This is a genomic window from Micromonospora sp. NPDC047756, from assembly GCF_055587245.1.
The window spans coordinates 108,498-135,107 of sequence record NZ_JBVJGQ010000004.1; the positions used below are offsets into that span (position 1 = coordinate 108,498).

Annotated in this window: 22 protein-coding genes and 1 pseudogene; 9 read left to right on the top strand and 14 right to left on the bottom strand. The window is 70.5% G+C overall.

Going from position 1 to position 26,610, the window contains the following annotated elements; all coding sequences use genetic code 11:
* Positions 1-2: 2 nt before the first annotated feature.
* On the top strand, positions 3-1,034 hold the full coding sequence (locus ACZ6NZ_RS13650; protein ID WP_465858499.1) for an ABC transporter ATP-binding protein: 1,032 nt from the start codon (positions 3-5) through the stop codon (positions 1,032-1,034).
* Positions 1,015-2,052, top strand: coding sequence for an ABC transporter ATP-binding protein (locus ACZ6NZ_RS13655; RefSeq protein ID WP_465858500.1), 1,038 nt, complete (start codon positions 1,015-1,017; stop codon positions 2,050-2,052). The genes ACZ6NZ_RS13650 and ACZ6NZ_RS13655 overlap by 20 nt, the downstream gene beginning before the upstream one ends.
* 132 nt (positions 2,053-2,184) lie before the next feature.
* On the opposite strand, the gene purH is transcribed toward ACZ6NZ_RS13655, so the two are convergent.
* The gene (gene purH, locus ACZ6NZ_RS13660; protein ID WP_465858501.1) at positions 2,185-3,756 is read right to left on the bottom strand and encodes a bifunctional phosphoribosylaminoimidazolecarboxamide formyltransferase/IMP cyclohydrolase; all 1,572 of its coding nucleotides are present in this window, start codon (positions 3,754-3,756) and stop codon (positions 2,185-2,187) included.
* Positions 3,753-4,373: a phosphoribosylglycinamide formyltransferase gene (purN, locus tag ACZ6NZ_RS13665; RefSeq protein ID WP_465858502.1), complete on the bottom strand. Its 621-nt coding sequence runs from the start codon at positions 4,371-4,373 to the stop codon at positions 3,753-3,755. Before purN ends, purH begins: the two co-directional genes overlap by 4 nt.
* Positions 4,374-4,662: 289 nt before the next feature.
* On the opposite strand from purN, the gene ACZ6NZ_RS13670 reads away from it, so the two are divergent.
* The gene (locus tag ACZ6NZ_RS13670; protein ID WP_465858503.1) at positions 4,663-5,211 is read left to right on the top strand and encodes a DUF4190 domain-containing protein; all 549 of its coding nucleotides are present in this window, start codon (positions 4,663-4,665) and stop codon (positions 5,209-5,211) included.
* 55 nt (positions 5,212-5,266) lie between these two features.
* Here ACZ6NZ_RS13670 and ACZ6NZ_RS13675 read toward each other — a convergent pair whose 3' ends face one another.
* A complete protein-coding gene (locus tag ACZ6NZ_RS13675) occupies positions 5,267-6,556 on the bottom strand; it encodes a cell division protein PerM (protein ID WP_465858504.1) in 1,290 nt (429 codons plus the stop codon).
* A 200-nt stretch (positions 6,557-6,756) separates the two neighbouring features.
* Here ACZ6NZ_RS13675 and ACZ6NZ_RS13680 point away from each other — a divergent pair, with 200 nt between their 5' ends.
* Positions 6,757-7,023 (top strand): DUF4190 domain-containing protein, encoded by a 267-nt coding sequence (locus ACZ6NZ_RS13680; RefSeq protein WP_196919730.1) that lies wholly within the window; start codon positions 6,757-6,759, stop codon positions 7,021-7,023.
* A 76-nt stretch (positions 7,024-7,099) separates the two neighbouring features.
* Here ACZ6NZ_RS13680 and sucD read toward each other — a convergent pair whose 3' ends face one another.
* From sucD to ACZ6NZ_RS13695, 3 genes are all read right to left on the bottom strand, one after another.
* Positions 7,100-7,987: a succinate--CoA ligase subunit alpha gene (gene sucD / locus ACZ6NZ_RS13685; RefSeq protein ID WP_465858505.1), complete on the bottom strand. Its 888-nt coding sequence runs from the start codon at positions 7,985-7,987 to the stop codon at positions 7,100-7,102.
* Between the two features lie 2 nt (positions 7,988-7,989).
* Positions 7,990-9,168 (bottom strand): ADP-forming succinate--CoA ligase subunit beta, encoded by a 1,179-nt coding sequence (gene sucC, locus ACZ6NZ_RS13690; RefSeq protein ID WP_091406357.1) that lies wholly within the window; start codon positions 9,166-9,168, stop codon positions 7,990-7,992.
* A 430-nt stretch (positions 9,169-9,598) separates the two neighbouring features.
* Entirely contained in the window at positions 9,599-10,003 is a 405-nt protein-coding gene (locus ACZ6NZ_RS13695; protein ID WP_088987674.1) for a cobalamin B12-binding domain-containing protein, read from the bottom strand.
* 485 nt (positions 10,004-10,488) lie between these two features.
* Here ACZ6NZ_RS13695 and ACZ6NZ_RS13700 point away from each other — a divergent pair, with 485 nt between their 5' ends.
* On the top strand, positions 10,489-11,196 hold the full coding sequence (locus ACZ6NZ_RS13700) for a M23 family metallopeptidase (RefSeq protein WP_465858506.1): 708 nt from the start codon (positions 10,489-10,491) through the stop codon (positions 11,194-11,196).
* A gap of 273 nt (positions 11,197-11,469) precedes the next feature.
* Positions 11,470-12,243 carry a M23 family metallopeptidase gene (locus tag ACZ6NZ_RS13705; protein WP_465858507.1) on the top strand — a complete coding sequence of 258 codons (774 nt, stop codon included), beginning with the start codon at positions 11,470-11,472 and terminating at the stop codon, positions 12,241-12,243.
* Between the two features lie 88 nt (positions 12,244-12,331).
* On the opposite strand, the gene pcrA is transcribed toward ACZ6NZ_RS13705, so the two are convergent.
* Complete coding sequence (gene pcrA / locus ACZ6NZ_RS13710; RefSeq protein WP_465858508.1) at positions 12,332-14,737, bottom strand: DNA helicase PcrA; 2,406 nt, start codon at positions 14,735-14,737, stop codon at positions 12,332-12,334.
* Positions 14,738-15,059: 322 nt separating this feature from the next.
* Here pcrA and ACZ6NZ_RS13715 point away from each other — a divergent pair, with 322 nt between their 5' ends.
* Positions 15,060-15,449 carry a chorismate mutase gene (locus ACZ6NZ_RS13715; protein WP_366612060.1) on the top strand — a complete coding sequence of 130 codons (390 nt, stop codon included), beginning with the start codon at positions 15,060-15,062 and terminating at the stop codon, positions 15,447-15,449.
* A gap of 182 nt (positions 15,450-15,631) precedes the next feature.
* On the opposite strand, the gene ACZ6NZ_RS13720 is transcribed toward ACZ6NZ_RS13715, so the two are convergent.
* From ACZ6NZ_RS13720 to ACZ6NZ_RS13750, 7 genes are all read right to left on the bottom strand, one after another.
* A complete protein-coding gene (locus tag ACZ6NZ_RS13720) occupies positions 15,632-16,645 on the bottom strand; it encodes an ABC transporter ATP-binding protein (protein WP_366612061.1) in 1,014 nt (337 codons plus the stop codon).
* Positions 16,638-17,666 (bottom strand): ABC transporter ATP-binding protein, encoded by a 1,029-nt coding sequence (locus tag ACZ6NZ_RS13725; protein ID WP_366612197.1) that lies wholly within the window; start codon positions 17,664-17,666, stop codon positions 16,638-16,640. Before ACZ6NZ_RS13725 ends, ACZ6NZ_RS13720 begins: the two co-directional genes overlap by 8 nt.
* A 25-nt stretch (positions 17,667-17,691) precedes the next feature.
* Positions 17,692-18,660 (bottom strand): ABC transporter permease, encoded by a 969-nt coding sequence (locus tag ACZ6NZ_RS13730; protein WP_465858509.1) that lies wholly within the window; start codon positions 18,658-18,660, stop codon positions 17,692-17,694.
* A complete protein-coding gene (locus tag ACZ6NZ_RS13735; RefSeq protein ID WP_334503812.1) occupies positions 18,653-19,579 on the bottom strand; it encodes an ABC transporter permease in 927 nt (308 codons plus the stop codon). Before ACZ6NZ_RS13735 ends, ACZ6NZ_RS13730 begins: the two co-directional genes overlap by 8 nt.
* A 148-nt stretch (positions 19,580-19,727) precedes the next feature.
* Positions 19,728-21,368, bottom strand: coding sequence for a peptide ABC transporter substrate-binding protein (locus ACZ6NZ_RS13740; protein ID WP_366612064.1), 1,641 nt, complete (start codon positions 21,366-21,368; stop codon positions 19,728-19,730).
* A gap of 601 nt (positions 21,369-21,969) precedes the next feature.
* Positions 21,970-22,656 (bottom strand): response regulator, encoded by a 687-nt coding sequence (locus ACZ6NZ_RS13745; protein ID WP_465858863.1) that lies wholly within the window; start codon positions 22,654-22,656, stop codon positions 21,970-21,972.
* 2 nt (positions 22,657-22,658) lie between these two features.
* Positions 22,659-23,924: a PspC domain-containing protein gene (locus ACZ6NZ_RS13750; RefSeq protein WP_366612200.1), complete on the bottom strand. Its 1,266-nt coding sequence runs from the start codon at positions 23,922-23,924 to the stop codon at positions 22,659-22,661.
* A gap of 155 nt (positions 23,925-24,079) precedes the next feature.
* Here ACZ6NZ_RS13750 and ACZ6NZ_RS13755 point away from each other — a divergent pair, with 155 nt between their 5' ends.
* Positions 24,080-25,870 (top strand): PspC domain-containing protein, encoded by a 1,791-nt coding sequence (locus ACZ6NZ_RS13755; RefSeq protein ID WP_465858510.1) that lies wholly within the window; start codon positions 24,080-24,082, stop codon positions 25,868-25,870.
* Positions 25,867-26,130 (top strand): annotated as a pseudogene (locus tag ACZ6NZ_RS13760) (hypothetical protein); the annotation flags it as partial. The gene ACZ6NZ_RS13755 and the pseudogene ACZ6NZ_RS13760, both read left to right, overlap by 4 nt.
* Positions 26,131-26,610 lie beyond the last annotated feature (480 nt).

A 26,610-nucleotide genomic window follows, 5' to 3' on the forward strand; every position in this document is an offset into this window, starting at 1 on the left:
TCATGACCGTCAATCCCACTCCCGCCTCCGCCACTCCCGAGGGCGGTCACCTGCTGGAGTTGCGGGACCTGCACGTCGAGTTCCGCACCAACGAGGGTGTCGCCCGGGTGATCAACGGGGTGTCGTACCACCTGGACGCCGGCGAGACCCTTGCCGTGCTCGGCGAATCCGGCTCGGGCAAGTCGGTCACCGCCCAGGCGATCATGGGCATCCTGGACACCCCGCCCGCGTTCGTCCGCTCCGGCCAGATCCTCTACCGGGGTGAGGACCTGCTCACCCGCTCCGAGGAGCAGCGTCGGCAGGTACGCGGCAAGGAGATCGCGATGATCTTCCAGGACGCGCTCTCCGCCCTCAACCCGGTCTTTCCGGTCGGCTGGCAGATCGGTGAGACGCTGCGTCAGCGCGGCGGCATGTCCCGGGCCGACGCTCGACGGCGTGCCGTCGAGCTGATGGATCTGGTCAAGATCCCGGGTGCCGCCAAGCGGATCGGCGACTACCCGCACCAGTTCTCCGGCGGCATGCGGCAGCGCGTCATGATCGCCATGGCGCTGGCGCTGGACCCGAAGGTGCTGATCGCCGACGAGCCCACCACGGCTCTCGACGTGACGGTGCAGGCCCAGATCATGGACCTGCTGGCCGACCTGCGCCGGGAACTCAACATGGCGATGATCCTGATCACCCACGACCTGGGTGTGGTCGCCGGTGTCGCGGACCGGATCGCGGTCATGTACGCCGGCCGGATCGTCGAGCACGCCGACGTCCGCTCGCTCTACAAGGCGCCCGCCCACCCGTACACGAAGGGTTTGTTGGAGTCGATCCCGCGTCTGGACGTTCGCGGCCAGGAGCTGTCGACGATCAAGGGGTTGCCGCCGAACCTGATGCGCATCCCGTCCGGCTGCCCGTTCCACCCCCGGTGCCCGTACGTCCAGCAGGTCTGCGTGGACGAGGTGCCGCACGACCTGGTCCTCGGCGACGGCCGGACCAGCGCTTGCCACTTCGCGCAGGAGGTCCGTGATGACAGCGTCGCCCGCTAACCCCACGAAGGTCCGCGGCGAGACCATTCTCTCCGTCGACAACCTGGTGAAGCACTTCCCGATCACCCAGGGCGTGCTGTTCCAGCGGCAGGTCGGGGCGGTGAAGGCCGTCGACGGGGTGAGCTTCGAGCTGCGCCGGGGCGAGACGCTCGGTGTGGTCGGCGAGTCCGGCTGCGGCAAGTCCACCCTGGCCCGGCTGCTGATGCGGTTGGAGACGCCCACCTCCGGGCGCGCCACCCTGGAGGGCAGGGACCTGTTCAAGGCTTCCGGGGGTGAGCTGCGCCGGCTGCGCCGCAACATGCAGATGGTGATGCAGGATCCGTACACCTCGCTGAACCCGCGGATGACCGTCGGCGACATCATCGGCGAGCCGTTCGAGATCCACCCGGATGCCGCGCCGAAGGGCAGCAAGGCCAAGCGGGTCCAGGAACTTCTGGACCTGGTCGGGCTCAACCCGGAGCACATCAACCGGTACCCGCACCAGTTCTCCGGCGGTCAGCGTCAGCGCATCGGCATCGCCCGCGCCCTCGCGCTGAAGCCCGAGGTGATCGTCTGCGACGAGCCGGTGTCGGCGCTCGACGTCTCCATCCAGGCCCAGGTGATCAACCTGCTCAAGCAGCTGCAGGGCGAGCTGGGGCTCTCGTACATCTTCATCGCGCACGACCTGTCGGTGGTGCGGCACATCGCCGACCGCGTCGCGGTGATGTACCTCGGTCGGATCGTCGAGATCGGCACCGAGGACGAGATCTACGAGCGGGCCACCCACCCGTACACCCAGGCTCTGCTCTCCGCGGTGCCGGTGCCGGACCCGGAGGCCCGCGACCAGCGCAACATGATCCGGCTGGTCGGCGACGTGCCCAGCCCGGCCGACCCGCCCAGCGGGTGCCACTTCCGGACCCGCTGCTGGAAGGCCCAGGACATCTGCGCCACCCAGGACCCGGCGACGGTGCCGAGGGCAGCGGACCCTCACCCGTCCGCCTGCCACTTCGCCGAACTCCGCCCCACCACCACAGCCTGACCCCAACCCGGCCTCGACCGTTGATCATGAAGTTATTGCCCTGCACATCGGCGTGTCAGGGCAATAACTTCATGATCGACGAGGTCGAAGGCGGGTCGAAACCGACGAGGTCGAAGGCGGTGGGTCGAAGGGTCAGTGGAAGAAGTGGCGGGTTCCGGTCAGGTACATCGTTACGTTCGCCTTTTTGGCCGCTTCGATGACCTCCTCGTCGCGGATGGAGCCGCCGGGCTGCACGATGGCGCGGACGCCGGCGTCGATGAGGATCTGCGGGCCGTCGGCGAACGGGAAGAACGCGTCCGAGGCGGCGACCGAGCCGCGGGCCCGGTCGGCGCCGGCGCGGGTGACGGCGAGCTGCGCCGAGTCGACCCGGTTGACCTGACCCATGCCGACCCCGACGGTGGCGCCGCCCTTGGCCAGCAGGATCGCGTTGCTCTTCACGGCGCGGACCGCCCGCCAGGCGAACGCGAGGTCCCGCAGCAGCTCGTCGTCGGCGGCCTCACCGGTCGCCAACTGCCAGTTGGCCGGGTCGTCGCCGGGGGCGTCCACCCGGTCGGCGACCTGGGCCAGGACGCCGCCGGTCACCTGCCGCACCTCCACCAGCGCCGGCGTCCAGGCGGGTGCCCGCAGCAGCCGGATGTTCTTCTTGCCCTGCAACACCTCGACCGCGCCCTCGTCGAAAGCGGGGGCGACCACCACCTCGGTGAAGATCTCGGCGACCTGCCGGGCCAGCTCGACCGAGACCGGCCGGTTGACCGCGATGACGCCGCCGAACGCCGACACCGGGTCGCAGGCGTGCGCCAGCCGGTGCGCCTCGGCGACATCTGCGCCGACTGCGATCCCGCACGGGTTGGCGTGCTTGATGATCGCCACCGCCGGCTGGTCGGCGAAGTCGTTCGCGGCCCGCCAGGCGGCGTCGGCGTCGACGTAGTTGTTGTACGACATCTCCTTGCCGTGCAGCTGCTCGGCCTGGGCCAGCCCGGCCGGGGCGTCCGGGTCGGTGTAGAGCGCGGCGGGCTGGTGCGGGTTCTCGCCGTAGCGCAGCGCTGTCGACTTGCGCAGCGCCAGCCCCGCGAACCGCGGCCACGAGTCGTCGGCGGGTGCCAGCTCCTGCGCGAACCACCGGGCCACCGCCACGTCGTACTCGGCGATGTCGGCGAACGCCCGGGCGGCCAGCGCGCGGCGCTGGGCCACAGTGAAGCCGCCCTCGGCGAGCGCGCCGAGCAGCGCCGGGTAAGCGGCCGGGTCGGTGAGCACGGCGACCGAGGCGTGGTTCTTGGCGGCGGCGCGCACCATGGCCGGTCCGCCGATGTCGATCTGCTCCACGCACTCCTCGACGTCGGCGCCGGAGGCGACGGTCTCCTGGAACGGGTACAGGTTGGAGATCAGCAGGTCGAACGCCGCCACGCCCAGCTCGTCGAGCTGCGCGACGTGGGTGTCCTTGCGCAGGTCCGCGAGGAGGCCCGCGTGCACCTTCGGGTGCAGGGTCTTCACCCGGCCGTCGAGCACCTCGGGGAAGCCGGTCACCGTCTCCACCGGCGTCACCGGCACCCCGGCGGCGGCGATGGTGCCCGCCGTGCTGCCGGTGGACACGATCTCCACGCCGGCCGCGTGCAGGGCCTGAGCCAGCTCGACCAGCCCGGTCTTGTCGTAGACGCTGACCAGCGCCCGCCTGATCGGGCGGCGCCCGTCCTGAGTGGGACTCACGGAACCGTGACCTTCCTTCCGGTGATGGTCCAGCCTTCGCGGACCAGCCGACCGACCTGCTCGACGAGCTGGCGTCGCTCGGCTTCCTTGATGCGCTCGGTGAGCGTGTCGACGTCGTCGTCGTCGAGCACCGGCACCGCGACCTGCGCGACGATCGGCCCGGTGTCCATGCCGGCGTCGACGAAGAAGAGGGTGGCTCCGGTCAGCTTCACGCCGTAGGCGAGAGCGTCACGCGGGCCGTGGATGCCGGGGAACGCCGGCAGCAGCGTGTTGTGAGTGTTCAGGTAGCGGTCGCCGAAGGCGGCGAGGAAGTGCGGGCCGACCAACTTGAGGAAACCGGCGGAGATGACCAGGTCGGGCTGGTGCTTCGCGACGTGCGCGGTGAGCGCGCGGTCCCAGCCTTCCCGGGTCTCGTGGTCGCGGACCCGCTCGACGAAGGTGGGCACCCCCGCCGCGTCGGCCCGGTCCAGGCCCGCGATGCCGTCGCGGTCTGCGCCGACCGCGACGACCTGTGCGCCGTACGCGGGGTCGGCGGCGGCGTCCAGCAGCGACTGGAGGTTGCTCCCGGAGCCGGAGATGAGGACGACGATGCGGGCGACAGGCGCGGGCTCGGTCACCGGGCCACCCTATCGGGCAGGTCAGGGACGCCCTTCGACTGGGCGGCTCGCCGATCTTCGACAGTGCCGACGTGCGTCGACCCGGTACGCTGCCGCTCGCTCGGGCCGGACGCCGCACCGGCCAACACACCGCCCCTGATCCGGCACGCGAAGCGGTCGACTAGGAGCTTTTTGCCTGCTTTGGGAGACATGTCGTCCTGTTGCTGTACTGGGCTTTGGGAGGACTGACCGCGATCATGGATGGAAATAAGAGCACCAACTGACGGAACCAGTCCAAGGAGCTTCTCGAATGCAGCCCGGTAACCCCGGTCAGGACCCGTACGGCCAGCAGCCCAACCAGGACCCGACCGCTCCCCAGCCGCCGGCCTCCCCGTACGGCCAGCAGCCCACCTCCGGCCAGCCGTACGGTCAGCAGCCCAACGACCCGTACGCCGCGCCGCAGGCCCCGTACGGTCAGCAGCCCTCCCCGGGCCAGCCGTACGGTCAGCAGCCCAACGACCCGTACGCGCAGCAGCAGCCCCCGTACGGCGCGGGCCCGACCTACCCGAACGCCGGGTACCCGCAGGCGCAGGGGCAGAACAACACCCTCGGCCTGGTCTCGATGATCCTCGGTATCGCGTCGATCCCGCTGGTCTGCTGCCTGTACCTGGGCATCCCGGTCGGCATCGCGGGCATCGTGACCGGCTACCTCGCCAAGCAGAAGGTGGCCCAGGGTCAGGCCAACAACGCCGGCCAGGCCAAGGCCGGTCTGATCTGCGGCGCGGTCGGCGTCGGGCTGGGCATCCTGCTGCTCATCCTGAGCGTGGTGGCGCAGGTCAACCTGCCCACCCAGCCCTGACGGGTTCGAATGTCGACGGGGCGCTCCGGGTTCACCCGGGGCGCCCCGCGCTCGTCTACTGGGCGGGCCCGCGGGTCAGCGCCCGGGTGGCGGCGGCGCCGATCAGCGCGCCGACCGCTATGACACCGGCCGCCACCGCACCGACCTGCCAACCCACCGGGCCGACCTGGGACAGCCGGCCGGCGCCGAGCGGCCCACCGGAGACCGCCGCGGCCGCACCGAGCAGCACCCCGGCCACCGGCCCGGCCAGCACCGCCGGCACCAGCAGACCGGCCCAGCGCCGGGCGGCCCGCTCCGGCCCGCCGAGTCGAGCCACCCGCCGGGCGAGCAACCAACCGGCGACCATCCCGGCCAGCACCGGCACCGCGAGCAGCAGGGTGCCGAAGCCGTCCACCGGGCCGCGCGGCAGGCCAGCAAGCAGCGGCACGGCCGGCAGCGCGCCGACCGACACCTCGCTGGTGCGGACTGCGGTGTCCGTCCCGACCGCGAACCCCGGCCCGAGCAGGTAACTGGTCGACCAGACCGCCGCGTTGGGCGCGTACGCGACGCTGACCAGGGTGATGCCGGCCTGCCCGGCGACCCCGGTCCGGTACGCCCCGATCATGTCGGCCGCGTCGCCGCCACCGGTGGCCACCGCCAGGCCGGCCGCTCCCGCGCCCGCGCCGAGCAGCAGCAGCCCGGCCACCAGGCCGGTGCGAACGCCGTCGCGCACCGGGCTCGGAAGGCGGGAGACGAGCAGCCGGGTCACGGCGGTGATCCGGACCGCGCCGACCAGCGCGGCGAGTGTGCCGACCGCCGCGAACGTGGCGCCCGCCCGGATCAGCGAGACATTCGGCCCGCCGGTGCCGACCAGCACCGCCGCGAGCGCGCCGAGCAGCGCGTACGCGACGCCGACCGCGACCGCGGCGAGCAGTGCCCGGCGCGGTGAGCGGGTGTCGCGAGCACCGATCGCGCGGCTGACGTGCACGCCGGCGCGGCTCAGCCGCCAGAGCGCGAGCACTGTCAGCGCCAGCGGGGCGAGCCCGAGCGGCCCGGTCTCGGTGTGCAACGGCACGCCGTGCCCGAGCAGCCAGCCGGCCAGCGCGGTGCGCAGGGCGCCGGTCAGGGTGGTGCCATCCGCGCCGAGCTGCACCAGGCCGAGCACGATGGCGACCGGCAGGTACGAGGTGACGGCGGCCCAGGCGGCGGCCACCCCGGCGGCGACGGGCAACGGCGCCCGCCCGCGCGGCGACTCACCCGCGCGAGGCGCGGGCACCCGCCGGGCCGGTGCGGCACGGTCGACCGGCCGGTCGTCGGCGCTCACACCGCCGGGACGGCTGGGACGGTCAGGGGTGACGGGGGACATCCGCTCTACTCTGGCACGTCGCGCGGGCGGTGGCAGTCCGTTAACCCCTCCTAAGGTCGGCGAGTTCACCGAACCGACGTCCTGCCCACCCGGGCCGGTCTAGCCTCGGCCCTGAGGGGGCGCGAGTCGCCGCCACCCGGGATGGGCCCGCCGGTCGCGGTCCAGGCCGGCACGTCGCCCACGAGCGCTCGGAGGAAGCTGTGACGACGCCATATCCGCCTCCCCCGCCACCACCGGCTCGGGGACGCGACCGAACCACCCTCTGGGGCGTGCTGGGCATCGTGCTGGGGCTGATCTGCTGCGGCATCTTCGGCATCGTCTTCGGCTACCTGTCCATCCGCGACGCCCGGCGGTACGGGCAGTCGCCGCTGCTCGGTTATCTCGCCATCGCGTTCGGCGTGATCAACATCATCGGCGGGGCGATCCTGCGCTCGACCGGCAACTACCCGTTCTGGAACAACGACTGACGCGTACGCCGAAGGGGGCCGACCGTCACCGGTCGACCCCCTTCGTGCTGCCAATCGACTTAGGGCCTGTTGCGCCCTAGCTGCCGGACATGATCTCCCGCATCAGCTTCGCGGTCTCGGTCGGCGTCTTGCCGACCTTGACGCCGACGGCCTCCAGCGCCGCCTGCTTCGCCTCGGCGGTGCCGGCCGAGCCGGAGATGATCGCCCCGGCGTGACCCATGGTCTTGCCGGGCGGAGCGGTGAAGCCGGCGATGTAGCCGACCACCGGCTTGGTGACGTTGGCCTTGATGAACTCGGCGGCCCGCTCCTCGGCGTCGCCACCGATCTCACCGATCATGACGATGGCGTCGGTCTCCGGGTCGGCCTCGAACGCCGCGAGGGCGTCGATGTGGGTGGTCCCGATGATCGGGTCACCGCCGATGCCGACGCAGGTGGAGAAACCGATGTCGCGCAGCTCGTACATCATCTGGTAGGTCAGCGTGCCGCTCTTGCTGACCAGGCCGATCCGGCCGGAGCCGGTGATGTCGGCCGGGATGATGCCGGCGTTGGACGCGCCCGGCGAGGCGATGCCCGGGCAGTTCGGCCCGATGATCCGGGTCCGCTCGCCCTGCGCCACGTTGTACGCCCAGAACGACGCGGTGTCGTGCACCGGGACGCCCTCGGTGATCACCACGGCCAGATCGATCGCGGCGTCGATCGCCTCGACCACGGCGGCCTTGGTGAACTGCGGCGGCACGAAGATGACAGTGACGTCGGCCCCGGTCTGCGCCATCGCGTCCGCGACAGACGCGAAGACCGGCAGCTCGGTGCCGTCGAAGTCGACGGTCTGGCCCGCCTTGCGCGGGTTGACGCCACCGACGACGTTGGTGCCGGCGGCCAGCATCCGCCGGGTGTGCTTGGAACCCTCGGAACCGGTCATCCCCTGGACGATGACCTTCGAGTCCTTGGTCAGCCAGATAGCCATGATCAGACCCCCGCAGCTGCCAGCTCGGCGGCCCGCTCGGCCGCACCGTCCATGGTGTCCACCCGCTGCACGAGCGGGTTGTTCGCGCTGTCCAGGATCGCCCGGCCAGCCTCGGCGTTGTTGCCGTCGAGACGGACGACGAGCGGCTTGGTGACCTGCTCGCCGCGCTGCTCCAGCAGGGCCAGCGCCTGGATGATGCCGTTGGCGACCTCGTCGCAGGCGGTGATGCCGCCGAAGACGTTGACGAAGACGCTCTTCACGGCCGGGTCGGAGAGCACGATCTCCAGCCCGTTCGCCATCACCGCGGCGCTCGCGCCGCCACCGATGTCGAGGAAGTTGGCGGGCTTGACGTTGCCGTGCCGCTCACCGGCGTACGCGACCACGTCGAGGGTCGACATGACCAGACCCGCGCCGTTGCCGATGATGCCGACCTCGCCGTCGAGCTTGACGTAGTTGAGGTCCTTGGCCTTGGCGGCCTGCTCCAGCGGGTCCACGGCGGCCTGGTCGACCAGCGCCTCGTGGTCCGGGTGCCGGAACGCCGCGTTCTCGTCCAGGCTGATCTTGGCATCGAGCAGCAGCATCCGGCCGTCGCCGTTCTTGGCGAGCGGGTTGACCTCGACCAGGGTGGCGTCCTCGGCGACGAACGCCTGCCACAGGCCGACGGCGATCTCGACCACCTGGTCGGCCACCTCGGCCGGGAAGCCGGCGGCGGTCACGATCTCCCGGGCCTTGGCCTCGTCAACGCCCTTCACGGCGTCGATCGGGGCCTTCACGACCTTGTCGGGGGTCTCGGCGGCGACCTGCTCGATGTCCATGCCGCCGGCGACGCTGGCGATGCAGAGGAAGGTGCGGTTCGCCCGGTCGAGCAGGTACGAGAAGTAGTACTCCTCGGCCACGTCCGCGGTCACGGTGATCATGACCTTGTGGACGGTGTGACCCTTGATGTCCATGCCGAGGATGTCGGTGGCCCGGGCCACCGCCTCATCCGGGCCCTCGGCCAGCTTGACGCCGCCGGCCTTACCTCGGCCGCCGACCTTTACCTGCGCCTTGACGACCACACGGCCGCCAAGGCGTTCGGCGATCGCGCGGGCCTCTTCCGGGGTAGTGGCGACGCCGCCGGCCAGCACGGGCAAGCCGTGCCGCTCGAACAGGTCCCGCCCCTGGTACTCGTACAGGTCCACGATTGCGCGTCCCGTCCCGTCTCCGCGGCGCGCCGTCGCGCCGCCACCAGCGTTCAGAAAACAGTTTGACGCCTGTCATCAGTTGAAACAGGCCATTGGCCGCAGCCTAGCGAGGTCGGCACCACCGGCAACCGAGCGGGTGCGCGGTGTGCGGTAATGCACAACCGGACATCAGGTGTGGCCGGTTTCCGGCTATAACCCGGTGGCATCCACCGTCCGGGCGATGTTGCCCGGCTTGCGTAACCCTGCCGTGGGGGCGTCGTTGAGTCAGATGTCGGAGCGCTGAACAGCGCAAAGACGGGATACGGCCGATGCCCTGTCGGTCGAGGGGTGGCGGCGGGGCATCGTGCATAGAGGGGCCGGACGTGTGAGGGGTGCGTCCGGCCCCTCCCCCGTGCCCAGAATCAGTGGGCAGCAGTTCGGCGTTTCCTCAGGAGACCGGCTGGGCCACGTTCTCGCGGACCCACTCGACAATCGCCTGGGTGGTGGCGCCCGGCGTGAAGATCTTCGCGACGCCCAGCTTCTCCAACTCGGGAATGTCGCCGTTCGGAATGATGCCGCCACCGAACACGACGATGTCGCGGGCGTCCCGCTCACCGAGCAGTTCCAGCACCCGCCGGAAGAGCGTCATGTGCGCGCCGGAGAGCACGGACAGGCCGACCGCGTCGGCGTCCTCCTGGATGGCGGTCTCCACGATCTGCTCGGGAGTCTGGTGCAGGCCGGTGTAGACGACCTCCATGCCGGCGTCTCGCAGGGCGCGCGCGACGACCTTCGCGCCCCGGTCGTGGCCGTCCAGGCCCGGCTTCGCGACGACGACCCGAATCCGAGAGCTCATCAGCGCACACCTTTCACCGGCTTGACCGCCTTCACCTTAACGAACGGTAACCCGGCGGGCCCGGCCCGGGAAATCCGGGCTCTGTCACCAGCCGTTACCCGGCGTGTCCACCGCGCAACCTGAGGTGTCCGCCCCGGCATCGTCCCGGCTTGGCCCGAGCCGCGCCGCTGGCAGGGCCGGGACGTCATCCCGGCACCGTCCGGAGTCAAGCCGGACGACTCCGCCGGAACGGTCACGCTCGGCGACGAACGGGCAGCGAGGGGGGCACCGTTCAGCGTCACGATGCATGACAATCACGGACGCAAACGGACAGATCGACACGCCAATTTTTCGGTCTAGCTTGTGACTCGCCTGGCGGTTGGCTAACGTGTCCACGGTTGTCATCAGGTCCATGGACGGGTGACGACGCGGTCAGCGGACGCCTCACCGGAGTCTCAGAGGACGTTCCACCGGCCGCTTCGGAACCCCGACAACGGAGGGTGTGCGTGCGCCAGCGCCTGTCGTCTGAGCCCGATCGATATCGCGGTCGCCGCCGCGTACCCACCCCACCCCGCAGCCGTTACGCCGCTGTCGTCACCACCGCGTTCGTCGGTGCCGGCATCGTGGCCCTCGGAGCGAGCGCCCTGCCGGACGCCAAGGACGTCAGCCCGACGGTCCTCGACGAGCTCAAGCAGGCGTCGGTCACCAGCCAGGACGCCGCGGCCCGTGCGGAAAACGCCGACCGCGCCTCCCGGGACAGCCGCAGCACGGACAGCGCCGAGAAAGAGGTCTGGCTGCTGCCGCTGCAGGGCTACGACTTCAACTCCCCGTACGGCGTCCGCTGGGGCAAGATGCACACCGGCGTGGACCTGGTCGCCCCCGAGGGGACGCCCTACGTGGCGATCCACGACGGGCTGGTCACCAAGGCCGGCTGGTTCGGCGGGTACGGCAACGCCGTGATCGTCCAGCACACCGACGGCAGCGAGGCCATCTACGGCCATTCCTCCGCGGTCAGCGTCAAGGAAGGCCAGCAGGTCAAGGCGGGCGACCAGCTCGGCCTCGTGGGCCAGACCGGCCACGCGTACGGCACGCACCTGCACCTGGAGATCCATGTCAAGGGGCAGCCGGAAGACCCGGTGCCGTTCCTCCAGGAACGCGGAGTGGACATCAAGCTGCAAGTCGAGGCAATTTACAGCGAGGTAGCCGCCTCCTGACAGCGCGTAACGACCGTTGACCGCCCGGATCTGTCGATCCGGGCGGTTTTTCGTTAGGCGGCGCTCGCCGATGTATCCCGGGTCACAGCAGTGGATGTGACCGACGGCACCCACCAGCATGATCACTTTTCCGGATGTAGCGCCGCGAAGCGGGTCATACCCGGGCACCCTGCCGTCCGCTCTCGGTCCGAAGGTTCGGTCCCCCCGCCTGCCACGTCTCGGTCCGACACCAGTATTTCGAGGTCAAGTGCCCCTCGACTGTGAAGGTCCGCCGTGCAGGAAGACAGCCCCGTCCAGAACGAGAACACCCCCGACACCAGCCAGACCGCGCCGTCGCGGCGCACCGGCCGGCGGAACCGCCTCATCGTGCTCGGGGCCGCCGCCCTGGTAGCTCTCGGCCTCGGCGGTGTCGCCGTCGCCACCAGCGGCACCAACGCCCCGACACCCGCCGCCGTGTCCCTCGACGCGCAGTCCCGGGCCGAGGCCGCGGACCGGGCTGACCGCTCGGTCCGTGAATCGAGCGCCCCGGCCACCCCTTCGCTCAGCCCGACGCCGAGCCCGTCGGCGGTCAGCACCAGCCCGGCCCCCACGAAGACCGTCGCCAAGGCCAAGCCGAAGCCAAAGCCGAAGAAGACCACCAGGCCCACACCCGCCTGGGTCGACCCGATGCCGGGCGCGGCCGTGACGTCCTGCTACGGGCAGCGCTGGGGCACCCTGCACGCCGGTATTGACCTGGCGCTGCCCTCCGGTACGCCGATCCACGCCGCCGCCGCCGGCACCGTGACCCAGGCCGGCGACGCCTCCGACGGGTACGGCAACTCCGTCTTCATCGACCACGGCAACGGCTACCTGACCCACTACGCCCACCAGAGCCGCATCGCCGTCACCGTCGGCCAGGCGGTCAAAGCCGGCCAGGTCATCGGCTACGAGGGCGCCACCGGTGACGCCACCGGCCCGCACCTGCACTTCGAGGTGCACCAGGGCATGTGGAACCAGATCGACCCGGCCCCGTTCATGCGGGCCCGCGGCGTCGACCTGGGCTGCTGAGGCGACATCCCGGCGCTCTCCGCGGGTGACGACAAGGAAAGAGTGGCCTCAGCGGTACCCGAGGCCACTCTTTCCTGATCCAGACGGGTCAGAGCTTGTCGACCGGGGCGTGCCGGAGCACCAGCCACATGGTCTGGTCGCCGAAGTCGATCTGCGCGCGGGCGCCCGGGCCGTGCCCCTCGACGGCGAGCACCCGCCCCAACCCGTACCGCTGATGGTTGACCCGGTCACCCGCGGACACCTTCGGCCCCTGCGGCAGCTCGCTGGCGGTGGTCAGCCGGCTGGCGTCCACCCCGAGCCGCTGGGCCAGCTGCGCTGCCTTCGGCGTACCCCCGGTGAAGTTGCCACGCGCGCCGGGCGCGCGGTCCGCGCGGCCACCGACGCCGCCGCCCCCGCCGGCCCACGAGGTGTACGACCCCTCGGTGCGCTCCCAGTGCACCAACTCGGCGGGCAGCTCCTCAAGGAAGCGCGACGGCGGGTTGTAGGACGGCTGCCCCCATGCCGAGCGGGTCACCGCTCGCGAGAGGTAGAGCCGCTGCCGGGCGCGGGTGATGCCGACGTACGCCAGTCGGCGCTCCTCCTCCAACTCGCGGGTGTCGCCCAGCGAGCGCAGGTGCGGGAAGACGCCGTCCTCCAGCCCGGTCAGGAAAACCACCGGGAACTCCAACCCCTTGGCGGTGTGCAGCGTCATCAGGGTGACCACGCCCTGGTGGTCAGGGTCATCGGAGGGGATCTGGTCAGCGTCGGCGACCAGGGCCACCTGCTCCAGGAAGCCGGCCAGGGTGGCCCGCTCCCCCTCCTCGCCCAGCGCCTCGATCCGCTCGGTGTACTCGCGGGCGACGCTGACCAGCTCCTGGAGGTTGTCCACCCGGCCGGCGTCCTGCGGGTCCAGGCTCTCCTCCAGCTCGGTGAGGTAGCCGGATCGGGTCAGCAGCGCCTCCAGCACCTCCTCCGGGGTGCCGGTCTCGGCCAGCTCGCGGGCGCCGTCGAGCAGCGCCACGAAGTCCGCGATGCCGTTGGCCGCCCGGCTGGAGATGCCCGGCGCCTCCCGGGCCCGGCGCAGCGCCGCGCCGAACGAGATCCGGTCGCGGCTGGAGAGCGCCTCGACACACGCCTCAGCGCGGTCGCCGATGCCCCGGCGCGGGGTGTTGAGCACTCGCCGCAGGCTCACCGTGTCGTCGTCGTTGACCACCGAACGCAGGTACGCCAGGGCGTCGCGGACCTCCTTGCGCTCGTAGAAGCGCACCCCGCCGACCACCTTGTAGGGCAGGCCGACCCGGATGAACACCTCCTCGAAGACGCGGGACTGGGCGTTGGTGCGGTAGAAGACGGCGACGTCGCCGGGGCGGGTCTCGTCGGCGTCGACCAGCCGGTCGATCTCCCGGGCCACCCAGTCGGCCTCGGCGTGCTCGGTGTCGGCGACATAGCCGACGATCTGCTCGCCGGCGCCGGCCTCGCTCCACAGTCGCTTGGGTTTGCGGGAGGTGTTGCGGTCGATCACCGCGTTGGCCGCGTTGAGGATGGTCTGGGTGGAGCGGTAGTTCTGCTCCAGCAGGATCGTCCGCGCGTCGGTGAAGTCCCGTTCGAACTCCAGGATGTTGCGGATCGTCGCGCCCCGGAACGCGTAGATCGACTGGTCGGCGTCGCCGACCACGCACAGCTCGGCGGGCTCCAGCCCGTCGGTGCCGGAGACCAGCTCCTTGATCAGGACGTACTGGGCGTGGTTGGTGTCCTGGTACTCGTCCACCAGCACGTGCCGGAACCGCCGGCGGTAGCTCTCCGCGACGTGCGGGTGGGACTGGAGCAGGTGCACCGTGGTCATGATCAGGTCGTCGAAGTCCAGTGCGTGTGCCTCACGCAGCCGACGCTGGTAGAGCGTGTACGCCTCGGCCAGCGCCCGCTCGTTGGGGCCGGTGGCCCGTGCCGCGAACTGCTCCGGGTCGACCAGCTCGTTCTTGAGGTTGGAGACCTGGGCGGCCAGACCACGCGCCGGGTAGCGCTTGGGGTCGAGATCCAGCTCGCGGGTGACCAGCTGCATCAACCGGCGGGAGTCGTCCGCGTCGTAGATCGAGAACGTCGACTTGAGGCCGGCGTGCTCGTGCTCGGCCCGCAGGATCCGCACGCAGGCCGAGTGGAACGTCGACACCCACATCAGGCGGGCCCGGGGGCCCACCAGCGCGGCGACGCGTTCCTTCATCTCACCGGCGGCCTTGTTGGTGAAGGTGATCGCGATGATCTCACCGGGGTGCACGTCCCGGGCGGCCAGCAGATAGGCGATCCGGTGCGTGAGCACCCGGGTCTTGCCGGACCCGGCGCCGGCCACGATCAGCAGCGGCGAGCCGGCATGGCTGACGGCATCGCGCTGCGGCCCGTTCAGCCCGGCGAGGAGTTGCTGCGGATCGAGACGCGCGGCGGCCGCCCCGGGTCGGTGCGGGCGGGCCGGCGCGGACTCCGGCGCAGGCGGGGACGCGGGGATGTCGAAGAGAGGATGCATCGCCCGACAAGTCTATGCCGCGGGTCGGACACTGCGCCGCTGGCGCTCAGCAGCCCGTGCCCGACGGCCAGCACCATCCGGGCGCCGCCACGGCGCGACGTGCGCCCTTCGCGACGCGGAATGCTTGCGCACTCGGCTGCGGCGTGGGCATACTCGACGGCGTGATCGCTGCGCGCTTCTCCTTTTACTATGGCACCGGGAGTCCGGCTGCCGTAGGTCGCGCCTGATCGTTCAGACCTGCTAAAGCCCCGGGCTCCTGGAGTCCGGGGCTTTTTCCGTCCCAGGTTCCGGGCACCGGGCACCACAGTGCGAGAGGTACCCGATGATGACAGACGTGATGGAGCAGAGCGGCGGCCCGACCCGAGCGGGGCAGCCCGCCGTCCAGGGGGCTGAGCCGGTGGTGGCCGCGCCAGCGACGGGCGCGGACGCCGAGCCGGCCGAGCAGCAGACCGGCACCCAGGAGCCGTCCGCCTCGGCGCGGATCGTGCAGATCAGGGAACGGATCGACGAGATCGACAACGCGTTGATCACGCTCTGGCAGGAGCGGGCCGCGTTGTCCCAGGAGGTCGGGGCGACCCGGATGGCGTCCGGCGGGACCCGCCTGGTGCTCTCTCGGGAACGGGAGATCCTGGAGCGGTTCCGGGTCGCGCTGGGTGCCGACGGCACCCAACTGGCCCTGCTGCTGCTCCGCGCGGGCCGCGGCCCGCTGTGAGCCGCCCCAGCACGGCCACACCGGGGGCACGGCTACCTGAAGTAAGGCCACACCGCCCGTCCCGGGCGACAGCCGGGTTGCTGACACCGCTGTCCGACGCCGCGTGACCGGTCCGGCCAACACCCGAACAGAGAAAACCGCCTGCCGTCGTCGTGATGACGACGGCAGGCGGTTTCGGTGACTCACACCTCGTGGGTGGCGACGATCTCGCGCTTCTCCGCGAAGTGGCAGGCGCTCGGGTGGTCCGAGCCCCGGCGGATCTCCAGCAGCGGGACCTGCTCGGCGCAGACGTCCTGCGCCTTCCAGCAGCGGGTCCGGAACCGGCAGCCCGAGGGCGGGCTGACCGGCGAGGGCACGTCACCCGTGAGCCGGATGATCGTCTTGTTGTGCCGCTGGGTCGGGTCCGGCACCGGCACCGCGGAGAGCAGAGCCTGGGTGTACGGGTGGGTCGGTCGCTCGTAGATCTCGTCCTCGGTGCCGATCTCGACGATCTTGCCGAGGTACATCACCGCGACCCGGTCCGACAGGTGACGGACCACCGACAGGTCGTGCGCGATGAAGACGTACGAGAGGCCGAACTCGCCCTGCAGCTGCTCCAGCAGGTTCATGACCTGGGCCTGGATGGAGACGTCCAGCGCCGACACCGGCTCGTCGCAGACGATGATCTCGGGCCGCAGCGCGAGGGCGCGGGCGATGCCGATGCGCTGACGCTGACCGCCGGAGAACTGGTGCGGGTACCGGTTGATGTGCTCCGGGTTGAGCCCGACCAGGTCGAGCAGCTCACGGACCTTGGCCCGGCGGCTGCCCTTCGGCGCCACCTCGGGGTGGATCTCGAACGGCTCGCCGAGCAGGTCACCGACGGTCATCCGCGGGTTCAGCGAGGTGTACGGGTCCTGCATGACCAGCTGGATCTGCCGGCGCAGACGCCGCAACGACCCACCGGACAACTTGGAGATGTCCTGGCCCTTGTAGATCACGTTGCCCGCGGTTGGCTTCTCCAGGTTCATCAGCACCCGGGCGAGCGTCGACTTGCCGCAGCCCGACTCGCCGACCACGCCTAGCGTCTCTCCAGCGCGCAGACCGAACGAGACCCCGTCGACCGCCTTGACCTGACCGACGGTCTTCTTGAACACCACACCCTGCGTGACGGGGTAGTGCTTGACCAGGTCATTGACCTCGAGGATGTTCTCAGACACGGTTCACCAGCTCCTCGGCGAAGTGGCAGGCGCTGGCCCGGGCGGGGCCGACCTGCAGCAGCGGCGGGACCTTCTCCCGACACACCGGCTGAGCCATCGGGCACCGCGGGTTGAACGGGCAGCCCGGCGGGATGTTCATCAGGTTCGGCGGGAGGCCCTTGATCGTCCGGAGCTGCTGCCCCTTCTCGTCGAGGCGCGGGATCGAGTCGATCAGACCCAGCGTGTACGGGTGCGCCGGCTTGGCGTACAGCTCGTACACGTCGGCTTCCTCGACGATCCGGCCCGCGTACATGACCGCGATCCGGTCCGCGACGTCGGCGACCACGCCGAGGTCGTGGGTGATCAGGATCATGCCCATCTGCCGCTCGCGCTGGAGCTCGGCCAGCAGGTCCATGATCTGGGCCTGCACGGTCACGTCGAGGGCAGTGGTCGGCTCGTCCGCGATCAGCACCTCGGGGTCGAGCGCCAGCGACATCGCGATCATCGCGCGCTGCCGCATACCGCCGGAGAACTGGTGCGGGTAGTTGTTGAACCGACCCTTGGCGTTCGGGATCTTGACCTGGTCGAGCATGTCGATCGCGCGCTTCTTGGCCTCCGCGCGGCCCATGCCCCGCCGGACCCGGAACTGCTCGGCGATCTGGAACCCGACGGTGAAGACGGGGTTCAGCGCGGAGAGCGCGTCCTGGAAGATCATCGCGATGCCCTCGCCGCGGATGCGGCGGCGCTCCTCGGCGGACATGCGGAGCATGTCCTTGCCGTGGAAGCGGACCTGCCCACCGGTCACGAAGCCGGGCGGCGTGTCCAGGATGCCCATGATGGTCTGCGCGGTGACGCTCTTACCGGAACCGGACTCGCCGAGCACGGCGAGGGTCTCTCCCGCGTCGACGTGGTACGTGACTCCGTTGATGACCTTTGCGACGCCGTCCCGGGTGCGGAACTCCACCCGCAGGTCGTCGACCTCGAGCAGCCGGCCGGAGGGACGCCCGGACCGGCCAGGGCCCGACGCTGACTGCTCGGACACGAGAATGTCGGACACTAGATATCCCCTAGCGGAGTTTCGGATCGAGGGCCTCGCGGACCGCCTCACCGAGCATCACGAAGCTCAGCACTGCGGTGACGAGGAACGCGGCGGGGAAGAAGACCAGTCCCGGCGCGACCCGGACGAAATTCTGCCCATCACTGATCATGATGCCCCAGGACACCACCGGCGACTTCAGACCGACGCCCAGGAACGACAGGGTGGCCTCGGCACCGATGAACGAGCCGACCATGATCGTGCCGTAGACCAGCAGCGGGGCCAGGCAGTTCGGCAGCAGGTGCTTGAGGATGATCCGGCCGGTGCCGGCACCCAGCGCGCGGGCCGCCACGATGTAGTCGGCCTCCTTGGTGGCGAGCACCGATGAGCGCATCAGCCGCATCACGACCGGCCAGCTCAGCACGATCAGGGACGCGGTCACCAGGCCCATGATCTTGTTCTTGCTGTTGCCGGCGCCCGAGCCGTTGAAGGTGGTCAGGATGACGATCGCGCCGAGCACGAACGGCAGACCGAAGAAGACGTCGGCGATCCGGCTCAGCAGCCCGTCCACCCAGCCACCGCGGTAGCCGGAGATGATGCCCATGGTGCCGCCGATGAGCAGGGTGCCCAGCACGGAGAGCACGGCGACCTGGATGGACGCACGCGCGCCGTAGATGACCCGGGCGTAGACGTCGCGGCCCTGCACGTCGTAGCCGAACCAGCCATCGGCGGACGGCTTGTTGAGGCTGCGGGACAGCGAGCCGTTGACCGCGTCGCCCGGGGCGAACAGCGCCGGGAAGGCCGCCATCAGCAGGAAGATCAGAATCAGCGTGGCCGAGATCCAGAACAGCGGCTTGCGTCGCAGGTCGCGCCAGGCGTCGCCGAGCAGGCCACGCGGCTTCTCGTTGCTCTGCGGCTGGCCCGCGGTGGCGGGGGCGGCAGAGTCGGTGGGGTGTGCGCCAGGGGTACTGACGATCGATGCGGTACTCGGGTCACTCATAACGGATCCTCGGGTCCAGGGCGGCGTAGAGCAGGTCAACCAGCAGGTTCATCACGAGATAGACCAGCACCAGGACGACCACGATTCCTACCACCGTGGCGCTCTCCTTGGTGATGATCGCCCGGAAGACCTGGCGGCCGATTCCGTTGATGCCGAAGATCCCCTCGGTGACGATCGCGCCACCCATCAGGGCACCGAGATCGGTGCCGAGCAGGGTCACCACCGGGATGAGCGAGTTGCGCAGCAGGTGCACACCCACCACCCGGCGCATCGGCAGGCCCTTGGCGATGGCCGTACGCACGTAATCCGCGCGGCGGTTCTCCGCGATGCTCGTTCTCGCCACCCGGGCGATGTACGCCACTGACGCGCTGCCGAGCACGAAGCCCGGCACGATCAGCTCGGACCACCGCATCTCGGAGGAGACGGTCGGCTTGATGATGCCCCACTGCACGCCCAGCAGCCACTGCAGCACGAAGCCGACCACGAAGACCGGCAGCGCGATCAGGAAGAGGGTGGAGACCAGGACCAGGTTGTCCAGGAAACCGTTGCGCCGCAGACCGCTCAGCACGCCGGCGCCGAGGCCGATGATCGCCTCGATGGCGAGCGCCACGACGGCCAGCTTCAGCGTGTTCGGGTACGCGGTCGCGATGATGTCGCTGATCTCGCGTTGCTGGAACGTCTGACCGAAGTCGCCCTGGAGCAGGTTCTTCATGTAGTTGCCGTACTGCACGAAGACGTTCTGGTCGAGGTGGTACTTCTCGGTCATGAAGGCGATGTACTGGTCCGGGCAGCGACGCTCGCCGCACTTGCCGGCGAACGGATCGCCCGGAACGGCCCAGACGAGCCAGTAGATCAGGAACGTCGTACCGATGAAGACCGGCACGAGTTGGAGCAGCCGTCTCAACAGATAACGGCCCATGGGGTGGTCCTCCAGACAGGGGGCGCGTCGGACGGCCGACACGGTGGTGACAACGTGCGAGTGGAGTGTTGTAACACCCAATCGCGGAACGGCCCCGGGTCGGGCTCACCGGATGTGGCGAGCCCGACCCGGGGTCAGACCGTTCGGATCAGAGCTCGACCGAGGTGATGTCGATCTCGCCGACGTTGTTCAGCTCGAGCTTCTTGATCTTCTCCGAGTGGCCGGACTGCTGACCGTAGAAGTAGACCGGGATGCTCGGAACGTCCTGGTCGACCTTCTCGACCGCCTTGGCGAACGCCTCGTGCGAGGCCTCCAGGCTCGGAGCGCCGCTGGCCTGCTTGGCAAGGGCGTCGACCTCGGGGTTGCTGTAGAGGCCGTCGTTCGAGGAGCCGTTGGTCACGAAGAGCGGGTTGACCCAGTTCTCCACGTCCGGGTAGTCCTGCTGCCAGGCGGCGCGGTACGGGCCGGTCATCTTGTGGGCGTTGATGTTCTGGCGGAACACCGCGAAGGTCGGCACACCCTCGGCCCGAGCGTTGATGTTGAGGTTGGTCTTGATCTGCTGCGCGACGGCGTCCATCCAGTCCTTGTGGGCGGAGTCCGCGTTGTAGTAGAAGACCATCTCACCGGTGAATCCGCCGGCCTCGGCGAGCAGCGTCTTGGCCGTCTCCGGGTCGAACTTGCAGGCGGTGCAGTTACCCGGCTTGGCGCCCGGGGTCAGCGGGTTGGCCCAGCTGTCGGCCGGCTTGCGGGTACCGAAGAAGATCTTGTCCGAGATCTCCTGCCGGTTGACCGCCAGCGACACCGCACGACGCAGCTTCGGGTTCGCGAAGCGCTTGTCGTAGATCGGGAACGCGATGAACGCGGTCGACGGCGTGACGGTCGAGCGGCCCCGGTCAGCGAGGTCGGTCTTCCACTTGTCACCGGCGAGCGCCGAGGTGGGGACAACCTCCATGAAGTCGAGGTTGTTGGCCAGCAGGTCGGCGTAGGCGGCGTTGTCGTCCTGGTACAGCTTGACGTCGACGTCCTTGATCTTCATCTTGTCGCGGAGATTGTAGTCGTCGAAGCGCGTCAGCTTGATGAGGGAGTTGTCCTCCCAGGACACGAACTTCACCGGGCCGTTGCCGATCGGCTTCGTCTTGCCGAACTCTTCCGGCTTCATGGTGAAGAACACGTCCGGCAGCGGCATGAAGGCGCTGTAGCCGAGCTTGGTCGGGAAGACCGCGGTCGGCGCCGCCAGGGTGACCTCGAAGGTCTGGTCGTCGATGACCTTCAGGCCGGAAAGCTTGTCGGCCGTCGGGGCCGGGGCCTTCTTCGGGCCGTCCGCGCCGTCCGGGTCCGTGGTGTAGGTCTGGTCGAAGCCCGCGATGTCCGCGAAGAAGGTGCCGTTCTGCGCACCGTTCGGCGAGTAGGCGGCCCAGTTCCAGGCGTCGACGAAGTTCTTCGCCTTGACCTCGGTACCGTCGTGGAACTTGGTACCGGCCTTGATCTTGATCGTGAAGACCTTGGAGTCCGTGGTGTTGATGGACTCGGCCAGCGCGTTACGCGGGGCCCCACCGTCGTTCGGGTACTCGACCAGGCCGGTGAACAGCCAGTCGATGATCTTGCCGCCACCGGTCTCCGTGGTGTTCGACGGGACCAGCGGGTTCTCCGGCTGGACGCCGTGAACAACGATCGAGCCATCCGTGCTGGCGGCATTGTCGTCGCTGCCGCCGCTCGAGCAACCGCTCGCGACAAGCGCGGCAGCCGCGCTGAGCGCGATGGCGCTCGTCGCCCGCTTCGAGACTCTCATTCCGAGGGGCCTCCTCTTTCTAACCAGGTTCCGTCGTGGGTTTCACGCACGTTTGGGGGTGACACCGCCCGACCACCCCGGGGCGCGGGTCGCCGGGACCACAGGGAAGTTGGGGACACCCCTGATGTTCCGATCCGCCGGGCTCCCCACCAACGAGGCGTGACACGACGCAATCGACACAGCCACGGGCCGCCGAGATCGGCAGGATCGTGGTCGTGGGGCGTACGGAGTGCCACACACCGATGGTGAGGTGCTGCCACTGTGACACCCACTGGCCTCTTCCGTGAAGGTGCCGTTATCAAGCCGTTAGTTGCCCGCCACGTTGCCGATACTTGAAAAATGATCATAAAACGGTCGACGCAGGCGGCACTGAGCAGGAAATACGTTGCGCCCGCCTGGCAACCCGGCCCCAGCGGGCGCGCACGCCCCACGGCCACTCGGCCCGATGGGACGTGCGTCACCACTCATGTTTCGACCCATCCGGATGAGGGCCCCTACGGCTACCCGGACACGATCATCGGCTGGGCGTACGAGGGCGCGCCGGCGGTTTCTCTGATCTCCGGCGGTGTCGGCGCTGATCTCCGGCGGTGTCGACGCGCCGTCACACGAGCCGGCGGTCCGCCGCCCAGCGGGAGAGCTCGTAGCGATTGGACATCTGAAGCTTGCGCAGCACGTTCGACACGTGCGTCTCCACGGTCTTGATGGAGATGAACAGCTCCTTGGCGATCTCCTTGTACGCGTACCCCCGGGCCAGCAGCCGCAGCACCTCCCGCTCACGGTTCGTGAGCTGGTCCAGCTCCGGGTCGGCCACCGGCGCATCCGGACGGGCCGCGAAGGCGTCCAGCACGAACCCGGCCAGCCGTGGGCTGAACACCGCGTCCCCGTCGGCCACCCGCCGGATCGCGGCAGCCAGCTCGTCCGGGGAGATGGTCTTGGTGACGTACCCGCGGGCACCGGCACGGATCAGCCCGATCACGTCCTCCGCCGCGTCGGAGACGCTCAACGCGAGGAACTTGACCTGCGGGTGCGTACGCCGCATCGCCTCCAGCACCGCGCGACCACCGCCATCGGGCATGTGCACGTCCAGCAGCACCACGTCCGGGCCGACGGCGGCGATCCGGGTGACCGCCTCGGCCACCGTGCTCGCCTCGCCCACCACCTCGACGTGGGCGCCCAACTCCGCGCGTACCCCGGCACGGAACATCGCGTGGTCGTCCACCAGGAACACCCGCAGCCGCTCGGGGCGGGCGTTCGCCGGGTCGACCTGCTCGGTCGGCTGCTCGGCCATGGTCATCTGGTCCTCTCCGCTGCGGACGAGTCCCGGGAGATCGGCAGGATCAACCGGACCTCGGTCCCCTCCCCCGGGCCGGACCGGATCTCGGCCCGTCCGCCGTGCCGCTTCATTCGCCCGATGATCGAGCCGCTGACGCCGTGCCGGTGGTCCTCCACCGTATCGGGGTCGAAGCCCTTCCCTCGGTCCCGGACGAAGACGCTTACCTGATCCGGCTCCACCTCGGCGTAGAGCGAGACGGTCAGCACGCCGGCGTGTCGGGCGGCGTTCACCAACGCCTCGCGCGCGGCCGCGACGATCGCCCCGACCTTCTCGTCGGTCTCCCGGTCCCCCACCACCACCGTCTCCACGCTGATCGCGAAGGTGTCCTCGACCTCGGCTGCGGCCTGCTCCAGGGCTGCGGCGAAGCGCTCGCTCGGCGAGGCGGTCGGCTTGTAGAGCCAGTTGCGCAGGGACCGCTCCTGCCCTCGGGCCAGCCGCTGCACCGCCTTGACGTCGCCCGCGTTGCGCTGGATCAGGGCCAACGTATGCAGCACCTGGTCGTGCACCATCGCGGCCAACTCGGCCCGCTCCTGCTCGCGGATGCGCCCCTCGCGCTCCGAGCGGAGCTGGCTGTACGTCCGCCAGAGCACCGGCGCGGCGACCACGCCGACGCCCGCCAGCCCGACCAGCGCGAAGATCACGCCGTTGATCACCGCGTCGAAGTTCTGCGCCGGGGAGTAGACGGCCGCGACACCGATGATGCCGACCGCGACCAGGATCCCCCCGCCGATGAACCGGAGCACGAAGGCCCGCCGGTCGCTCTCCTCGACGACCGCGCCGAGCCAGGGCACCGGCATCGCGTCGCCCCACTGTCGCCGCCGCTCGGGCGCGGACTGGTGCCAGATGACGCCGGCGCCGACCGCGATGATGGCCACCAACCAACCGGCGGTGCCCGCCGCGCCGACCGAGTCGAAGACCATCACCTGGATCAACAGGACACCGAGCCCGATCCCCACGAACGGCAGGAGTTGGGCGACGTCCCGCCGGGGCGGCACCGCGGTGTCACCGGGACGCAGCGGCACCACCGCCCAGAAGGCCGCGTAGAGCAGCAGGCCGAGCCCGCTCAGCCCGAGCAGGACCATGAACGCGACGCGCACCCGCAGCACCGAGATGCCGAGATGGTCGGCGATACCGGCGGCGACGCCGGCGGCCATCCGGTGCTCCGGGGCGCGATACAGGCGCGGGGGCGAGGTCACGGTGCTGATCGGAGGCTCCCTGGTCACGGTGGCGGACAGGTCGAGGTCGGTGACTCGATCGTCACACGCTGCGGCGTCCACGACCACGGGGACGCCCCCGACATTCCGGCCGCCGGATCTCAGGGTGGGGTCAGGGTCGGGTCCTGAGGTCGTTCGGGTGGACCGGGCAGCAGGATCGAAGCATGACCGAGGAAGCTGCCCCGCCACCCCGACCGGGGTCGGCACAGCCGGGCGGTTCAGCACCGCCCCCGCCCACCACGCCCGCCGAATGGACCGAGCCCATCACCTTCGGTCCGCACGCCGGCACCGACCCGACCGCCGGCACCGTGCCCGGCGAGCCGGCCGGCGGCCACACGCCGCCCGCGGCGGGCCACGGCCCGGGCCCGGGGTTCGCGGCGGGCACCGGCTACGGCCCGGGCGGCACGCCGCCAGGGCCGGGTGGTCCCGGTGCGTCCGCGCCGCCACCGCCGCTGGGCGGCACCGGCTTCACCTCGCGGTACGGGCTGGTCCGCCCGCGCGAGGGGCGGTACCTGGCCGGTGTCTGCGCGGCGATCGGGCGCGCCACCAACACCGATCCGGTGCTCTGGCGGGTGCTGCTCGCGGTGCTCGGGTTCTTCGGGGGCATCGGCATCCTGGTGTACGTCGCCGCCTGGCTGATCATCCCGAACGAGGGCGACACCGCGTCCCCCGTCGAGTCCATGCTCGGTCGTGGTCGCTCCAGCATGTCCCCGGTGACGGTGATCGTCCTGGGCATCCTGGTCGCGGCCAGCTTCGCGTACATCGTCACCGACGCCTTCCGCGCGGTGCTGCTCGGCGCGGCCATCCTGGTCGCCGGCGCGCTCCTGCTCAACCGGGACGGCCGCAACCCACGGCCCGGCACCCCGGGCGGTCCCCCGCCCGCCGTACCGTTCGGCAACCCGGCCGGTCCGGTCGTCCCACCGGTGACCTGGCCCGCACCGTCGTACGGCGCTGCGCCGTCGACCGGCCCGGCGGCGACGCCGCCGATGTTCGGCACCGGTCCGGAGTACGCCACCGCGACGACGGGGGCGGCGCCCACGGTCACCGTCCCGGCGTACGACGCGCCGCCGACCAGCGCGACGCAGCCGGTGTCCGGGGTCGGCCCGACGTCCGGGCAACCGGCCGGCACGACGGCTGCCCAGCCCGGCTGGCCGAGCACCGCCATGCCCAGCGTCGGCTGGCCGTCCGCTCCGGTGAGCAGCACACCCACTGCGCCGGGCAGCCATCCGACCGCCCCGCCGCCCTCCGGTTTCCGCCCTCCGTTCGCGCCGCACGGCCCGTACGCGTCGCCGCCCCCGGCCCCGCCTCGTCCGGCCAAGCCACCGAAGCCGCCGAAGCGCCCCAAGGAGCGGTCGCCGCTCGGTGCGGTGACCTTCTCGCTGATCTTCCTGGTACTCGGTCTGGTCGCCCTGCTCGACCTGCTGGACGTCTTCGCCGTCAGCGCCTCGGCGTACTTCGCGGCCGCGCTGGCCACGATCGCGCTGGGCCTGCTGGTCGGCACGTGGTTCGGGCGGGCGCGCTGGCTCATCGCCCTCGGTCTGGTGACAGCGGCGGCGCTGGGCACGGCGACCGTCGCCGAGTCGTACGACCGGATCCGGGGGGTCGACGGCGCGGTGACCTGGGCACCCACCGACTACCGCGACCTGGCGGACCGGTACGAGAACAGCTTCGGTGACGCCGTGCTCGACCTACGCGGGATCAACTTCGCGAAACGGGACAGCCAGGTGACAGTGGCCGTCAACTTCGGCCAGGCGACGGTGGTCGTACCGCCGAACGTGGACGTCACCACGGTGGCCGACGTCAACGCGGGCGACGCCAACATCTTCGGCAACCGTTCCGGCGGGCTGGACGGCCGCCTGCGGGAATCCACCGACGTCGGCGCGGACGGGCCCGGCGGCGGGACCCTGCGCCTCTACGTTCATGTCAATGCGGGCAACCTGGAGGTGACCCGATGAAGGCTCACCGCACCGATCTGGTGTCGTTCGCCTTCGGGCTCGTGTTCCTGGCGCTGTCAGCCTGGTGGCTGCTCGCCCAGTTGCTCGGGCTGGCACTGCCACCGGTCGGCTGGTTCCTGGCCGGCGCGCTCATCCTGATCGGCGTCTTCGGGCTGGTCGGCGCGCTGCGCTCGGCTCGACCGAACCAGCCGGAGCCAATTGCCGAGGCCGGCGCCGCCGAGGCCGCCGCCGCCGCCGAGGCCGCCGCACCCGTGTCGGGCGCGGCCGTCTCCGATGCCGCCACGTCGACGTCCGGCGCGGCCCTGCCGGTCTGGGAGGCCGAACGGTCCACCTGGGACACTCCCTCCTCCGACCCGACGCTCATCTCGGACCCGACGCCCTCCTCGGACCCGACGTCGCAGACGCCGACCACCGAGGTACGGGCGCAGGACGTGCCGACCACCGACGTGATTCACCCGGCCTGGCTGGCGCATCCGCCGGCGGAGCCGTCGACCGAGCCCATTCCCGGCGACGGAGACGACGAGCCGACCATCGGGAACCTCGCCCGCCCGACCTCGTCCGAGGGGGACGAGCCGACCCGGTCCGACGAGCCGGTCGGGACCACCGGCGACCAGCCGGGTGACGAGCGCGAGGGTCCGCGCAGGCAGGTCTGACCCCGGGCACCCGTCCGCGTCGGTCCACCGCATCACCACGGCGGTGCGGCCGGCGCGGACGGACGCATATGCTGGCTGGTGGAGATC